15 protein-coding genes and 1 pseudogene are annotated in these 13,469 nt (G+C 70.4%); 8 read left to right on the top strand and 8 right to left on the bottom strand.

Translation table 11 applies throughout. From position 1 onward, the window contains the following. Nucleotides 1–103: 103 nt before the first annotated feature. Complete coding sequence (locus tag Q5762_RS11595) at nucleotides 104–1,591, top strand: glycosyltransferase family 87 protein (RefSeq protein ID WP_315891927.1); 1,488 nt, start codon at nucleotides 104–106, stop codon at nucleotides 1,589–1,591. On the opposite strand, the gene Q5762_RS11590 is transcribed toward Q5762_RS11595, so the two are convergent. Further along, entirely contained in the window at nucleotides 1,528–1,965 is a 438-nt protein-coding gene (locus Q5762_RS11590) for an SRPBCC domain-containing protein (RefSeq protein ID WP_315891926.1), read from the bottom strand. The two genes, Q5762_RS11595 and Q5762_RS11590, sit on opposite strands and share 64 nt — an antisense overlap. Nucleotides 1,966–1,967: 2 nt before the next feature. Next, the gene (locus tag Q5762_RS11585; protein WP_315891925.1) at nucleotides 1,968–2,357 is read right to left on the bottom strand and encodes a metalloregulator ArsR/SmtB family transcription factor; all 390 of its coding nucleotides are present in this window, start codon (nucleotides 2,355–2,357) and stop codon (nucleotides 1,968–1,970) included. 114 nt (nucleotides 2,358–2,471) lie between these two features. Here Q5762_RS11585 and Q5762_RS11580 point away from each other — a divergent pair, with 114 nt between their 5' ends. The 3 genes from Q5762_RS11580 to Q5762_RS11570 all read left to right on the top strand — a co-directional run bounded on the left by Q5762_RS11580 (nucleotide 2,472) and on the right by Q5762_RS11570 (nucleotide 4,126). Then, nucleotides 2,472–2,900, top strand: a complete 429-nt coding sequence (locus Q5762_RS11580; protein WP_315891924.1) for an SRPBCC domain-containing protein — start codon at nucleotides 2,472–2,474, stop codon at nucleotides 2,898–2,900. Nucleotides 2,901–2,969: 69 nt separating this feature from the next. Next, nucleotides 2,970–3,440: an SRPBCC domain-containing protein gene (locus tag Q5762_RS11575; protein WP_315891923.1), complete on the top strand. Its 471-nt coding sequence runs from the start codon at nucleotides 2,970–2,972 to the stop codon at nucleotides 3,438–3,440. A gap of 161 nt (nucleotides 3,441–3,601) precedes the next feature. Next, on the top strand, nucleotides 3,602–4,126 hold the full coding sequence (locus tag Q5762_RS11570) for a DM13 domain-containing protein (protein ID WP_315892068.1): 525 nt from the start codon (nucleotides 3,602–3,604) through the stop codon (nucleotides 4,124–4,126). 189 nt (nucleotides 4,127–4,315) lie between these two features. Here Q5762_RS11570 and Q5762_RS11565 read toward each other — a convergent pair whose 3' ends face one another. After that, the gene (locus Q5762_RS11565; protein ID WP_315891922.1) at nucleotides 4,316–5,521 is read right to left on the bottom strand and encodes an IS110 family transposase; all 1,206 of its coding nucleotides are present in this window, start codon (nucleotides 5,519–5,521) and stop codon (nucleotides 4,316–4,318) included. A gap of 211 nt (nucleotides 5,522–5,732) precedes the next feature. On the opposite strand from Q5762_RS11565, the gene Q5762_RS11560 reads away from it, so the two are divergent. The 3 genes and pseudogenes from Q5762_RS11560 to kdpF all read left to right on the top strand — a co-directional run bounded on the left by Q5762_RS11560 (nucleotide 5,733) and on the right by kdpF (nucleotide 7,424). Then, nucleotides 5,733–6,311, top strand: coding sequence for a carboxymuconolactone decarboxylase family protein (locus Q5762_RS11560; protein ID WP_315891921.1), 579 nt, complete (start codon nucleotides 5,733–5,735; stop codon nucleotides 6,309–6,311). Then, nucleotides 6,308–7,176, top strand: a pseudogene (locus Q5762_RS11555) (RNA polymerase sigma-70 factor). The gene Q5762_RS11560 and the pseudogene Q5762_RS11555 overlap by 4 nt, the downstream one beginning before the upstream one ends. Before the next feature lie 110 nt (nucleotides 7,177–7,286). After that, nucleotides 7,287–7,424, top strand: a complete 138-nt coding sequence (gene kdpF, locus Q5762_RS39955; protein WP_399494926.1) for a K(+)-transporting ATPase subunit F — start codon at nucleotides 7,287–7,289, stop codon at nucleotides 7,422–7,424. On the opposite strand, the gene Q5762_RS11550 is transcribed toward kdpF, so the two are convergent. The 5 genes from Q5762_RS11550 to Q5762_RS11530 all read right to left on the bottom strand — a co-directional run bounded on the left by Q5762_RS11550 (nucleotide 7,359) and on the right by Q5762_RS11530 (nucleotide 12,369). Next, nucleotides 7,359–8,225, bottom strand: coding sequence for a hypothetical protein (locus tag Q5762_RS11550; RefSeq protein WP_315891920.1), 867 nt, complete (start codon nucleotides 8,223–8,225; stop codon nucleotides 7,359–7,361). The genes kdpF and Q5762_RS11550 overlap by 66 nt on opposite strands. A 145-nt stretch (nucleotides 8,226–8,370) precedes the next feature. Further along, a complete protein-coding gene (locus Q5762_RS11545; protein ID WP_315891919.1) occupies nucleotides 8,371–8,811 on the bottom strand; it encodes a hypothetical protein in 441 nt (146 codons plus the stop codon). 97 nt (nucleotides 8,812–8,908) lie between these two features. After that, complete coding sequence (locus Q5762_RS11540) at nucleotides 8,909–10,138, bottom strand: IS110 family transposase (RefSeq protein WP_315891918.1); 1,230 nt, start codon at nucleotides 10,136–10,138, stop codon at nucleotides 8,909–8,911. A gap of 394 nt (nucleotides 10,139–10,532) precedes the next feature. Continuing rightward, nucleotides 10,533–10,829 (bottom strand): hypothetical protein, encoded by a 297-nt coding sequence (locus Q5762_RS11535; RefSeq protein ID WP_315891917.1) that lies wholly within the window; start codon nucleotides 10,827–10,829, stop codon nucleotides 10,533–10,535. 82 nt (nucleotides 10,830–10,911) lie between these two features. Then, nucleotides 10,912–12,369, bottom strand: coding sequence for a cytosine permease (locus tag Q5762_RS11530; protein ID WP_315891916.1), 1,458 nt, complete (start codon nucleotides 12,367–12,369; stop codon nucleotides 10,912–10,914). A gap of 69 nt (nucleotides 12,370–12,438) precedes the next feature. Here Q5762_RS11530 and Q5762_RS11525 point away from each other — a divergent pair, with 69 nt between their 5' ends. Further along, a complete protein-coding gene (locus tag Q5762_RS11525; RefSeq protein ID WP_315891915.1) occupies nucleotides 12,439–13,080 on the top strand; it encodes a TetR family transcriptional regulator in 642 nt (213 codons plus the stop codon). Nucleotides 13,081–13,469 lie beyond the last annotated feature (389 nt).

Below are 13,469 nucleotides of genomic sequence, written 5' to 3'. Positions count from 1 at the left end.
TCACCGCCCATCGGTCCCTGAAGGGCGGATCGACTCCTTACGAAACACGGACGGCCGGGGCGCCGGGCCCTGCGCACCCCCGCCGGCTGCCAGGCTGCGGGGTGTGATCGTTCTTCGAACCGCCCTGGCCGGCGGGCTCCTCGCCGCACTCACCACGGTCCTGGTGTGCACCGTCCGCCAGGACGGGTACTACGCCGACCCCGGCGGGCTCTCCTGGTGGTACGCCGCCTCCTGGGCGCTCTTCGCCGCCGCGGTCCTCGCCCTGCGGAAGGTGCCGCCCCGGCACGCGGTCGTCCTCGTCCTGGCGGGTTCGGCGCTGGTCGCCGCCACCGGCCTGGTCGCCCAGGCGCGGACGAGTACGGACGCGTACCGGTACGCCTGGGACGGCCGGGTGCAGGCGGCGGGCATCTCGCCGTACGACCACGCTCCCGCCGACCGCGCCCTGGCGCCGCTGCGCGACGACTGGCTCTTCCCGACCGGCGCCGCCTGCCGAGGCCCGGCCCGGGCTCCTGTTCCGGCTCCGCCCGCCGCCACCCGACCGGACAGGGAGACCGCCCCGGGCACGCTCCACTGCACCCGTCTCAACCGCCCCACCGTGCACACCATTTACCCGCCCGTCGCCGAGGTCTACTTCCTCGGCGTCCACGTGCTCTCGCCGGACGGCACACGCCTGAAACCGCTCCAGATCGGTGGCGCGCTCGTGTCCGTCGCGATCACCGGGGCGCTGCTCCTGATCCTGCGCCGCCGGGGCGATCCGCGTAACGCCGCCTACTGGGCCTGGTGTCCCGCCGTCCCCATCGAAGCGGTGAACAACGCCCATGTCGACGTACTCGGCGTCCTGTTCGCCGTGCTGGGTCTGGGTCTCGTGGCGCGCCGAAGGGTGGCGGGAGGAGCGCTCATCGGCGCCGCCATCGCCGTGAAACTGATGCCGGCGATCGTGCTGCCCGGTGCGTTGTCCGGCGTACGACGGGTACGGGACGCGGCGGCGATCCTGGTACCGGCGGCGGCCGTGACCGTATTGGCGTACGTCCCGTACATCCTGCTCTCCGACGGTTCCGTCTTCGGCTATCTCGGCGGATACGTCGAGGAGGAGGGGTACGACGACGCCGACGCAGGCAACCGCTACGCCCTGCTGCGCCTCGTCCTGCCGCCGTCCTGGGCCCTTCCGGCGCTGGTCGCCGCGATGCTCGTGGTCTGCGCGTACGTCGTCCGGCGCGGCGATCCCGAACGCCCGTGGAGCGGCGCGCTGCTGGTCACCGGGACCGCCTTCCTGCTCCTGACCCCGGGCTACTCCTGGTACGCCCTGCTCCTGATCGCCCTCGTCGCCCTGGACGGGCGCTGGGAGTGGCTGCTCGTCGCGGTGGCGGGTGCGGCGAAGTATGTGAGCAGCAAGGCGTTCTCCGACTCGTACGCGGTGGGCACCACCGTGTACGCCGTGGCGGGTGCGGCGGTCCTGATCGGCGCGCTGGTGCGGCACCGGAGCCGGCGGAGCGGCGCGGGTGGGGGCGGCGGCGAGAGCGGCCGGGACTACATCCAGGCGTCCGGGCCGGGGTCCCCGCCCTCCGCGCCTACCGCGAGCCGGTCGACGTAGTGGATCCAGCCCTGCTCGTGGGCGGCGCACGCCTCGGGCGAGGGGAGGCCGGTGTGCAGAAGGCGGAGGAGGGTGCCGTCGGCCGTCGGTTCCAGGGTGATCTCGACGGTGCTCGATCCGGCCGGCACGGGCAGGCCGCCCTCGGCCCAGCCCCAGGTGAAGACGAGCCGCTTGGGTGGGTCGATCTCGACGAACCGGCCCTCGGCGACGTTCGCGCCGGTGACGTTGGTCCGGTACGCGCCGCCGGGCTCGAAGACGAACTCGCCGGTGGCGCCCATCCACGAGAGCCACTTGTCGCGGTCGGTGAAGAAGGAGAAGACGGTCTCGGGACGGGCGGCGATGCGCCGTTCGACCGTGACCACACCGTCGCTCACACTCACGTCCTGTCCGTCCCTTCGGCCAGCTCGGTCTCGGCTTCTCGCCCGGTCTCGGCTTCTCGCCCGGTCTCTTCGGCTCGCTGAGTCTCCTCGGCCCGCTCGGCGGCCTCCGCCAGGGCGGCGAGCGAGTCGAGCCTGGTCGCCCACATGGACTGCAGGTAGTCGGCGAGAGGGCCCATGTTCGCGCGGTCCGCGCGGTAGAACCGCTTCTTGCCCTCCTGGCGCAGCGTAACCAGGCCGGAATCCCGCAGCACCTTGAGGTGCTGCGACACCGCGCCGAAGGTGACGTCGAACCGCTCGGCGATCTCGCCCGCGGACAGCTCCGCGTCCCAGACGAGCCGCAGGATCTCGCGCCGTCTGGGTTCGGCCACCGCCTTCACCGCATCCATGGCCCTCATTTTAGTCATCACTGCAACTTGCGATCACCGGAGGAGTCATTTTAGTGTTGACTAAAGCGAAAGGCCGTCCGATCGGCGGTACGGCCCCCGACCCGAGGAATCCCCATGCCCGACATCGCCCTGCAGATCCACGTCGCGTCCGACCCCGCGACCGTCTACCGCGCGATCTCCACCGGGGAAGGCGTGGCCGGCTGGTTCACCACCGCCGCCGAGATCGGCGAGGGCGTCGGCGCGCTGCACCGGCTGTCCTTCCCGGGCGCGCCCATGACCTGGGACTTCCGTGTCGACCAGGCGGAGGACGGCAAGCTGCTCGCCCAGACGGTCCAGGGCGGCCCGCCGCAGTGGCTGGACACGAAGCTCCGCTACGCGCTGGAGGAGCACCCCGAGGGCGGCACTCTCGTCCGCTTCGACCACACCGGTTTCGCGGAGATCGACGACATGTTCCGCGAGGTCACGATGGGGTGGGCCGGCATGTTCATGCGCCTGAAGGAGTACGTGGAGGGCGGCCGCCCGGTCCCGTACTTCACGGTCTGACGCGGCCACCCACCCCCACGGGCAACCCCCAGGTACAACCCCACCCCCCCACGTACAAGGAGCACGACCATGTCCGCAGCACCCCAGTCCGCCACTCCCACGCCCACGCCCCCGATCACCGGGATCACCTTCCAGGTCGACATCGACGCCGGCCGGGCCGCCGTGCTGGCCGCCCTCAACACCCACGACGGGCTCACCGGCTGGTGGACCACCGGAGTGGACCGGAAGGACGAGACCCTGCTCTTCGACTTCCCCCAGGTACCGGAACCGTTCCGGCTCCGCCGCGACCGGGCAGACGAGGGCCGCGTCCAGTGGACGTCGGTCGGCGCCTTCCCGCCCCACTGGTCCGGCACGGTCATCTCCTGGGACCTCTCCGACGTCCCCGACGCGCCCGGCACGACCCGCGTGCTGTTCCGGCACACCGGCTGGCAGGCGGACGACCCGTTCCTGCCCCATTCCGCTTACACCTGGGGGCAGTTGATGACCTCGCTCAAGCGGTACGCGGAGACGGGCACCCCGCAGCCCCTGTTCTCCTTCTGAGCCGGGATCGCCCCGATGGCGCGCCGTAAGACTTTCGTCATGGCTCCGACCTGGCGCACCCCGCCCCACCTGCGATGGAATGCGGGGGACGGAAGCTGAACAGCACGGAGGAAGGGTCGATCGTGGCACGTGGGGGCAGGAAGTCGCTGCTGTGGGGCGCGATGGTGGTGGCGGTGGCGCTGGGGGTCGTGGGGCTCTACTGGTTCCAGCCCTGGAAGCTGTGGCAGAACGAGACGATCGACGAAGCCCTCCCGACGGTGGCGCCCGGGGCTTCGGCCTCCGCCTCCCCCGGAGCCGCCTCCCCCGGAGCCGGCGCCCCCGATCCGGCGGCGGGGCCGCAGACGGTCGCGCAGGGCACGCTGATCAGCCACGAGCACGCCACGACGGGCAAGGTGAAGCTCATCCGCCTCGCCGACGGCAGCCTGACCCTGCGCCTGGAGGACCTCGACACCAGCAACGGCCCGGACCTGCGCGTCTGGCTGACCGACGCCCCGGTCAAGGAGGGCGTTGCCGGGTGGCGCGTCTTCGACGACGGCAAGTACCTGAGCCTGGGCAAGCTGAAGGGCAACAAGGGCGACCAGAACTACCCGCTCCCGCCCGGCACCGACGCCTCCGCCTTCACGAGCGTCACCATCTGGTGCGACCGCTTCGACGTCTCCTTCGGAGCGGCCGCCCTGAAGGCCTGACAGCCTGGCAAGCCGGCAAGCCGGCAACCCGCCAACCCGGCACCCGGAAGGGGCCCTGCGCGACGGCGCAGGGCCCCTTCTCGGCTTCTGCGGGGCGCGGCCCCATGTCACGTACGTGGCTCCGGCGGTGTCTTCATGCCGAAAGGCCGGACAGGCACACGTAGTCCAAGAGGAATCTCAATGATCGAGTCAAGCCGTCTGCGTGACCGGCGGGGCGGAGGTGAACAGCCTCTTGTCGCGCAGCATCGCCCACAGGACGTCGACCCGGCGGCGGGCGAGGGACAGCAGGGCCTGGGTGTGCAGCAGCCCTTCGGCCCGCTTCTTGAGGTAGTAGTCCCTGGAAGGGCCGGGCCGCATCATCGCGGTCTGGGCGGACATGTAGAACAGCCAGCGCAGGCGGCGGTTGTAGCGCTTGGGCCGGTGGTAGTTGCCGGTGCGGCGCCCGGAGTCCCGAGCGACCGGGGCAAGGCCGGCATGAGAGGCGAGGCGCCCTGCGTCCTTGTAGCCGGACAGGTCGCCGACGATGGCAACGAACTCGGCCCCGAGGATCGGGCCCATGCCGGGCATGGACTCGATGATCTCGGCCCGCTCGTCGGTGCGGAAGGTCTCGCGGATCTCCCGGTCGTTGTCCTTGATCCGCTCGTCCAGCGCCAGGAGCTGGTGGGCGAGGTCGCAGACGAGCTTCGCCGCCCGCTTCTCGCCAGGCAGTGCGATCTGTTGGGACTGGGCCGCCTCGACGGCCTTGGCCGCGACGGCTGCGGCGCCGCGGACCTTGCGGCGTTCCAGCCACGTCGCCAGCCGCTTTTCACCGATCCGGCGCAGGGCGGCCGGGGTCTGGTACTCGGTCAGCATGACCACCGGACCCTTGGCCGCGGAGTAGTCGAAGGCCCGCTCGAGGGCCGGGCAGATGCCGACCAGCAGGTCACGGAGCCGGTTGATCAGCCGAACGCGGTCGGCGATCAGGTCAGCTCGGTAGTTCGTGAGGACCCGCAGCGTCGAGACGAGCTCCGGCGGCGTGTCCAGCGGGGCGAAGTCCTTTGGGCGCATGCGGGCCTGGTCTGCGATCACCCGGGCGTCCTTGGCGTCGGTCTTGCCCTCGCCCCGGTAGGCGCCGGACATGCGGTTGACCGTCCGGCCCGGCACATAGACCACGTGTTGGTCATGCGCGACCAGCAGGGCCAGCAGCAGCGTCGAGGCGCGGCCGGAGATGTCCACCGCCCACCGCACCTCATCAGCTCGTTCCCGTGCGGTGTCGATGAGGGTGAGGATCTGGGCCTCGTCGTTGATCACCTTCGTCGAGAACACCGTCTCGCCGTCGGCATCGACCGCCACCGCCCAGTGGTGCCCCTTGCCGGCATCGATACCGACCCATATCCGCGCCTGCCGCGTACTCAACCCCGAAGCTCCGTTCCACCGTGACCAGCACTTCCGTGGTCCGAAGAACACCCCGCCGACAGGTCCCTAACCAGCGATGACCGCAGTTCTCAATCAGTGGTCGGAGCGTCCCGGAGGACCGGGCGGCCATTCCTCTCGAGCCATCAACGGCAGCCCACCATCAGCCACACCCGGTCCTCCCGGACCGCCTCACATTCTTAGGGAGACCACCATGACGCTCCGCGTCCCCAAGGCCGAGCTCCCCGCCGAGCTCCGCGACACCATGATCAAGCAGCTCGGCTCCGTGCCGGAACCCGTCGAGGTGCTCTGGAACCATCCTCAACTCACCCTGGCCAACCAGGAGTTCGCGGCCCGGGTGGGGGAGTGGGAGGCGGCCGACGCGAGCCTGAAGAGCTTCGCGCACATGGCGGTCGCGGCCCAGATCGGCTGCAGCTGGTGCCTCGACATCAACTACTTCCTCGCCCTGAACCGGAACCTCGACCCGGCCAAGGCGAGCCAGGTGCCGCGCTGGCGACTGTCGGAGCTCTTCACCCCGCTGGAGCGTGACGTCCTCGCGTACGCCGAAGCCATGACGAACACCCCGACGACCGTCACCGACGAACTGTCGGCGCGCCTGCTCGACGCGCTCGGCCCCGAGGCGCTGGTCGAACTCACGGCCTACGTCGGCTTCGCGAACCTGGCGGCCCGGTCCAACACGGCGTTCGGCATCACCTCGCAGGGCTACTCCGACGCCTGCGAGATCCCGCTCGCCGCGCGTCCCGAGCCGTCCGCCGTGGCGGCCACGGCATGACCGAGGACCCGTTCGTCACCCATCGCAACCTGCTCTTCACCGTCGCGTACGAGATGCTCGGCTCGGCCGCCGACGCTGAGGATGTGGTGCAGGAGTCCTGGCTGCGGTGGGCCGACGTCGACCGGGCGCAGGTGCGTGACGCGCGGGCCTACCTCGTGCGGACCGTCACCCGGCAGGCGCTCAACCGACTGCGCTCCATGGCGCGCAGCCGCGAGGAGTACGTCGGCGAGTGGCTGCCGGAACCCCTGCTGACCAGCCCGGACGTCGCCGAGGACGTCGAACTCGCCGAGAGCGTCTCCATAGCGATGCTCACCGTCCTCGAAACGCTCGGGCCGACGGAACGGGCGGTGTTCGTGCTCCGCGAGGTCTTCGACCTGCCGTACGACGAGATCGCCGACGCCATCGGCAGGACCGCCGCCACGGCGCGCCAGATCGCCCGCCGGGCCCGCGAGCACGTGGCGGCCCGGCGGCCCCGGGTGCGGGTGAGCCCGTCGGAACAGCATGCCGTGGTGGACCGGTTCCTGCTCGCCATGCGCACACCGGACGGTTGCAGGAGCTGATGGAGGTCATGGCGCCGGACGTGGTCCTGATCACCGACGGCGGCGGGCAGGTGGCCGCGGCCCTGACCCCGATCCACGGCGCCGACCTCGTGGCGCCCCTCCTCGCCCGCGCACACCGCGTGGTCGCCGCCTTCGGGACGACGGCCGTCTGGCTCAACGGCGCGCCCGCGGGCCGGCTCGAATTCGACGGCGAACCGTCGGCGGTGAGCCTGGTGGTGGAGGACGGCAAGGTCACGCGGATCTACGTGGTGAGAAACCCGCACAAGCTGACGCGCCTGGACGAGCGGGCCGAACTCAGCCGGTAGGCGGCCCGGCGGGTGAGGCGTCAGTACGACGTCAGGATCGGCGCCGAGCGCGCCAGGAAGGCATCAAGCAACCTGTGCGCGCCGGTGCGGACGCGGTTCGGTGTGTCTGGATGCGACACGTCGTCACGGAACCTCCGAACCAAGGGAGTCGGCCACGCATGGATGTGGAGAACATCGTCGGCCTACTGGTGGCCGCCAGCCTGGTCGGCTACCTGGTGGCCGCCCTGATCAAGCCGGAGAAGTTCTGACCTCCGCTCCCGCCCGACCCACCCTGGACTCGGGTCAGGAGCGGCCGACCGGAACCTTCCCCCGCGTGGCCGGTCGCGCCCCGGCGGGAGCCGCGCCTGTCCCGCCCGACGACCGTCGCCCCGCCCACCGCACCGCCAGGCCCGTGAGGGCGAACAGCGCTCCCATGACGTACCAGCCGGGCCGCCCCCATGTGATGCAGAGCGCGATGAGCAGGCTCGGCCCGACCGCTTCCGCGAGACCGGTACCGAGCCCGAGGTCAGGAGCAGCACGGCGACGGCCCATCCCGGCGCACCGGCGCATAACGAGATCAGCCCGCAGGAGACGAGGAACGCCACGCCCGAGCGCCGGTACGCGGCCCCGTCGGCCCTGGGGGAGTCGATACTGCGGCTGGCCGGCACCTGGCACGCGATGACGATGACGGTGTTGACGAGCATGGAGCCGGAGATGAGCCAGCGTGGCCCGTCGACGACCTCGACCAACCACAGCGGGATGGCCACGGTGAGGACCTTGAACTGGATCGCCATGATGCCGTCGAGCGCAGTGAGGACCAGGTAGGGCCGGTCCCGCAGCGCGCCCCACCGCGAACCCCCGGCGGCCGGCAGCGGCGTGACCGGCGGCAGCAGGACCAGGAAGGCGGCGGATGCGGCGAAGGCGACCGCGTTGCCGACGACGAGCAGCTCGTACGCCGTATGGGTGCCGACCTGGACGACCCAGCCCGCCAGCAGGGCGCCCAGTGAGATGCCGATGTCGGTCACGGACCGCAGGTACGCGCGGAACTCCTGCGGCCGGTCACCCCCCATGGCACCGGATGATCGGGCTCCGTGCCGCAAGTCCCGCCGCCTGTGCCGCCGTTGCCGTGCTGACCGCGAGGACGAACAGTAGGACACCTCATGCGGTTAAGCCGTCAAGCGACAGGCTTCTCAAGCGCCGGTCGGCAAGGGCCTTTCAGTCACCGGAGAAGCCCCAGAAGTAGATCTCCTCCGGACGGTCCTGGGCGTCGTGCAGGACCGCGCATCTGCCGAACCAGCGTTGACTGGCAAGCGGTTCTACGGCCTGCACATGTGCCCGCGTGAGGCGGTCGGTCCCGGCCATCCTGTAAGCCTCGGCGGGCTGAACGGGCTGCACGGTGCCAAAGTCAGGATCCTCACCTGGCCGCAACACCCTGTGCATGTCCAGGATCGAGTGCGTCCCTTCTTCCTGAACCTGCTCGTCTTCCCACAACTGGTCGAGCGTTGACGGTCGCACCCTGGCCTCATCGTCGTCGTCCTGGCCCCAGGGATCCCAGTAGTAGTGCTGCTCCTCGAAGACTTTCTGCCTCAGGGCATCCAAGGCCGCTCCAAGATCCTCCTGGTAAGGAACGTAGTACTCCCACCCCGACGCACCCACGACAGCTCCGCCTCTGCATCCGTTCCGACAGTGCAGCGGAAGCTAGCAGCAGCCACTGACAAGTCGCCTCGCCAGACGCACCCAGCGGATTGGGCAATCAGGCAGCAGCGCCGGCTGCTGCAGGAAAGGCAATGGATTCGTCGAAGTGGATGCGGCTGAGCAGGCAGTGATGGAGCTGTCCCAGCATCCGGTTGAACAGGTGCCGCAGGGCCTGGGCATGCCAGTCCCCACCCTCGCGTCGTCGTCTGTAGTGGGCGTTGGCGCCCTTCGAGTGGGTGAGGGTGGCGAAGGCCCAGAGGTACCCGGCGTGGTTGAGCCGGTTGTTCTTCACGAACCGGCGGCCGACGTACTTGCGTTTGCCGGAGGCCCGGGTGATGGGGGCCGCGCCCGCGTATGCCTTCAGTCCGCCGGCGGTGGCGAAGCGGGTTCGGTCGTCACCGATCTCGGCCAGGAGGCGGGCACCGACCTGTGCGCCGACGCCGGGGAAGCTGAGCATGATCGGTGCGTCGGGATGGGCGCGGAAGGTCTGCTCGACTGCCTTGGCGAGCTCGTCGACGGCCTTGCAGGCGGCGTTGAGCTGGGTCAGCAGAGCTTTCGCCTGGATGCCCATGGCCTCCTCGACCGCGGGCAGCTGGCGGGCGGCCGCCTGACGGAACAGCGCATGGAGGCGTTCGGCGTCCTCGGTGATGCCGCGCTTGCGGCCCGCGTTCGTCATCATCAGCCGCAGCTTCCACGTCGGCAGCTGAGCCGCCAGCGTGGGAGTGGGCGCCGCTGCGAGGATCTTGCGGGCATCGGGACGGGTCAGGGTGCCCGCCTTCTCGTGCCAGGCATCGAGCGCGGCCGGGTAGTACTCGCGCAGGAGTGAGCGGAGCTGGCTGGCGATCTGCTGCCGGTTCCAGACCGCGTCCTGGTGGGCGCGGGCGAGGACGGCGACGGCCTGGGCCAGGTCGCTGTCGGCGGGCAGCGGCCGGTGCATCGGCATGTCGGTGCGGATGATGTTCGCCAGGACCAGGGCGTCGCCGGGGTCGGACTTCTTGCGGCTCACGCCGTGCCGGTCACGGTAGCGGGAGGCAGCCATCGGGTTGACCGCGAATATCTGTCGGTTGCCGGTCCGCAGCGTGGCGACCAGCAGGCCCCGGCTGGTCTCGATCGCGATGGGGATCGGTGCCTCGGCGGTGTCGCCGTGCTCGGCCAGGAGGTCCAGCAGAAGCTCGTAGCCGTCCAGGTCGTCGTTGATGCGGCACTTGGCCAGCTGCTTGCCGGTGTCGTCAATGATCGCGACGTCGTGGTGTCCCTCCGCCCAGTCGATCCCGCAGAACACGTCCATACCCCGCCCTTTCGCCGGTGCTGTTCTCGAACGCGAGCACGCGGGGCCGCACGGCGCACTAATTCCAGGACTCTCAGGTCCGCCACCTCATCAGCCGTGCGCGGCACCGCCGGACCGCACGGGCGCACGCCGTGTCCAGAGCTCAAGGCTCGTGAGGAAGAACGCGTCACCGTGCGGCAGCTCATCCATCGAGGATCCCGAACCCGACGGGCCCGTGAGGGCAGAACGTGCGAGGACCGGCCGGCACCCAGCGCCACCGGTCTTTCTACAGACCTCGCACGGTCGGAGGTGTCGTAGGGGTCACCACGGCACCGACCGGACCACACACGTCCTGCCCGAGCGGAACACGCCGCCCCGGGCCATCAGAGATCCAGAACCTCTAATTACTTACGAATTAGAAGGTGTCGGCGAGCAGGAAGCCCCCTGTCGCCGCCGCCCGGACGGCGAGCGTGACCCCGTACACCCCGCGCGCCCCGTGGGTGTCGGCGAGCCGTCCGACGGCGATCCCGGCGGCGAGCGAGAAGGCCCCGGCGATACCGAGCCCGAGCCCCACCGGCCCGGCCGAAAGGCCCTCCGCCTGGGTGAAGTACAGCACCCCGGCGGTCAAATACAGCCCGCTTCCCACGGTGTTGACGAAGTTCGAGGCGGCGATGACCCGCTGGGGGCGGGTGTCCGGGATGAACAGGCGCATGAAGGGGTCCGCCTCCGAGGCAGCGGCTGTAAGGACCGCAATAGCTTCTTGCCTATTACCCGCAAGGGTAACTCCTTTGCGCCTACGGCTTGGACGGGCGACCGCTCCCGAGCCGCAGAAGCGCGTACAGGAGCACGTAACAGCCAGAGGTGACCGCGATGCCGACGGGCAGGGCGAGGTCCACTCCGTCCAAGGCGGCCGCGATCGGGCCGGTGTACAGCGTGTTGACGCACAGCGCGGCCGCGCCGACCCCCGCCCCGAGCGCGAGCGCACCCGCCAGGTTGACCCCGCCCGAGTACCAGAAGGGGCTGGCCGGCGTCTCGTCCATCAGCGCGAGGCCGTCGTAGCGGTTGCGGCGCAGCGCGACGTCGGTGGCGTACAAGGCGGTCGCCGGGCCGAGCAGTACGACGGTCAGCTGGAGGACGTTGCTTACGGTGTCGAGGAAGTTGGACACCAGCAGCGCGTACAGCGTCAGCCCCGACGCGACGGCCCCGTCGACGATCACGCTCAAGGAGCGGCGGATCCGGATGCCGACCGCCTGGAGAGCGAGACCGGCGCTGTACGCGGTGAGTGCGTTGATCGCGATCGTGCCGAGGACGAAGGCGAGCAGGAAGAGAGGCGTGAACCAGCCCGGCAGGATTCGCTCAAGCGCGGTCTGCGGATCGGTCATGTCGACGGCCGTCGCCGCCAGCGCCCCCAGCGAGCAGACGGCGACGCTCGGCAGGAACCCGCCCAGCGCGGTCCAGCCGGCGACCGCGCGGGGCGACGCCGTACGCGGCAGATAGCGGGAGAAGTCGGCGCTGGTGGTGTACGACAGCGGGCCCGCGGCGATGAGCGTGACGCCCGCGAGCACCGTCGCCCACAGATCCGCGCCGCTCAGCCGCGCCTCGGGGGAGTACCCGAAGTCGGCGTGCAGCAGCACCGCGTAGGCCACCACGCCGAATGCCGTGGCGAGGGCGAGCGTGATCGGAAGGTACAGCTTCACGATCAGGGCGTGCCCGTAGACGCTGATGGTCAGGGTGATCCCGGCGATGACGAGCACGACGGCGATCTTCACGGCCGTGTTCGCCGGCAGGCCCGTCTTCGCGACGAGGGCGAAGGCCGCGGTCGCGGCGGCCGCCAGGTTCAGGGCGAAGTAGCAGACGGAGATCATCCAGCCGGTGACCGCGTTGTTCACGCGGTTGCCGCGGACCCCGTACATCGCCCGGGTGATCACCTCGCTCGGCGCGCCCGCCGCCGGTCCTGACATCGCGAGCACGCCCGTGAGCAGCCAGAACAGATTGCCCGCGACGATCACGGCGAGGGCCTGCCACAGGCTCAGGCCCATGAGGACGAGGGCGCCGCCGACCACCAGGCTCAGGTAGTTGACGTTGGCCGCCGCCCAGACGGCGAACAGCTCACGGGGGTACCCGTGACGCTCGGCGTCGGGGATGTGGTCGATGCCGTGGACCTCGACCCGGCCCGGCCGGTCGGCGGCTGCCGACGGCGTCATGTGTGCGGCCTGAGCGCCGGGGCGGGGGTCGGGGATGGGGGAAGCCATGAGGCCCTCCGGATGCGTGTTGTGCCCACCTGCTTGCTTATTGGTCGCACACTCAATAGCATCACCGGTATGTCGTCAAGCGTCCAGCGCAAACGAGTTCGCAAATCTCCCGAGGCCCGCCGCGCGGAGATCGTCGAGGCCGCCGCCCGCGTCGCCCTGACCGAAGGACTGGAGTGCGTCACGCTCCGGCGGATCGCCGAGGAGCTCGACGTACGCCCCGGACTGATCAGCCACTACTTCCCCTCGGCGGAAGAACTCGTCGCCGAGGCCTTCGCCACCGCCGCGACCGGCGAGCTCGACGGCCTGCTGCCGGCCGACCGGCCGGACGGCACACCCACGGAGCACCTGGCGCGCTACTTCGCGCTGTCGACCGGCGAGGCGTACGACGACATCAGCCGCCTCTGGATCAACGCCCGCCACCTGAGCCGCTACCGCCCCCTCCTACGCGACCGGGTGGCCGAACAGGAACTCGCCTCCGACGACCGGCTGGAGGGCCTTATCCGCGAGGGCGTGGCCTCGGGTGAGTTCCGTACGGACGACCCGCGCGCGACGGCCATCCAGATCCTGGTCGTCCTCGACGGCCTCGCGGCCCACGCCAACACCGACCGCAGCAACCGCCCGGAGGTGGTGACGCGCATGGCTGTCACGACGGCAGAACGAGAACTGGGCCTGCCTGTCGGCACGCTCAGGGCTGGCGGGGAAGGGGGCTGATGTTGTGGGACTTTCGCCGGGGGCTACTTCGTGCGGGCTGTCCGCTTGGGCTGACGCCGCAGGGCGACGCTGAGGCTGGCGTCGGGGTTGAGGTTGCAGGGCATCGTGTCTGCGGGTTGGTCGGCTCGGGCTGAGGTCGCGGGTCTGATGCGCAGGGCGACCCCGGTGCTTAGCCCGAAGGACGTGGTGTCTGCGGGGTTTCCGCCTCGGGCAGACGTCGCAGGGCTGACGCCCACGGCGGAGCGGAGACTGATGCCGGGACGTCTGCGGGCTGTCGCCGAGGGGGCTGATGCCGCAGGGGTGATGCCGAGGATGACGCAGGGGGCTGACGCAGGGGCTGACACCTCAGGGCTGTCGCACGGGTCTGAACCCCGGGGTCAGACCTGCGG

It is taken from the genome of Streptomyces sp. P9(2023) (assembly GCF_032436795.1).
Classification (GTDB): domain Bacteria; phylum Actinomycetota; class Actinomycetes; order Streptomycetales; family Streptomycetaceae; genus Streptomyces.
Note: the sequence above shows the minus strand (reverse complement) of the source record. Positions and strands in the feature narration are given on the sequence as shown.

Excerpts from the sequence above, each read along its gene's own strand:
- Q5762_RS11585 (WP_315891925.1), bottom strand. The coding sequence starts at position 2,357 with ATGGATGCGGTGAAGGCGGTGGCCGAACCCAGACGGCGCGAGATCCTG.
- Q5762_RS11580 (WP_315891924.1), top strand. The coding sequence starts at position 2,472 with ATGCCCGACATCGCCCTGCAGATCCACGTCGCGTCCGACCCCGCGACC.
- Q5762_RS11575 (WP_315891923.1), top strand. The coding sequence starts at position 2,970 with ATGTCCGCAGCACCCCAGTCCGCCACTCCCACGCCCACGCCCCCGATC.
- Q5762_RS11570 (WP_315892068.1), top strand. The coding sequence starts at position 3,602 with ATGGTGGTGGCGGTGGCGCTGGGGGTCGTGGGGCTCTACTGGTTCCAG.
- Q5762_RS11560 (WP_315891921.1), top strand. The coding sequence starts at position 5,733 with ATGACGCTCCGCGTCCCCAAGGCCGAGCTCCCCGCCGAGCTCCGCGAC.
- kdpF (WP_399494926.1), top strand. The coding sequence starts at position 7,287 with ATGCGACACGTCGTCACGGAACCTCCGAACCAAGGGAGTCGGCCACGC.
- Q5762_RS11550 (WP_315891920.1), bottom strand. The coding sequence starts at position 8,225 with ATGGGGGGTGACCGGCCGCAGGAGTTCCGCGCGTACCTGCGGTCCGTG.
- Q5762_RS11540 (WP_315891918.1), bottom strand. The coding sequence starts at position 10,138 with ATGGACGTGTTCTGCGGGATCGACTGGGCGGAGGGACACCACGACGTC.
- Q5762_RS11535 (WP_315891917.1), bottom strand. The coding sequence starts at position 10,829 with ATGCGCCTGTTCATCCCGGACACCCGCCCCCAGCGGGTCATCGCCGCC.
- Q5762_RS11530 (WP_315891916.1), bottom strand. The coding sequence starts at position 12,369 with ATGGCTTCCCCCATCCCCGACCCCCGCCCCGGCGCTCAGGCCGCACAC.
- Q5762_RS11525 (WP_315891915.1), top strand. The coding sequence starts at position 12,439 with ATGTCGTCAAGCGTCCAGCGCAAACGAGTTCGCAAATCTCCCGAGGCC.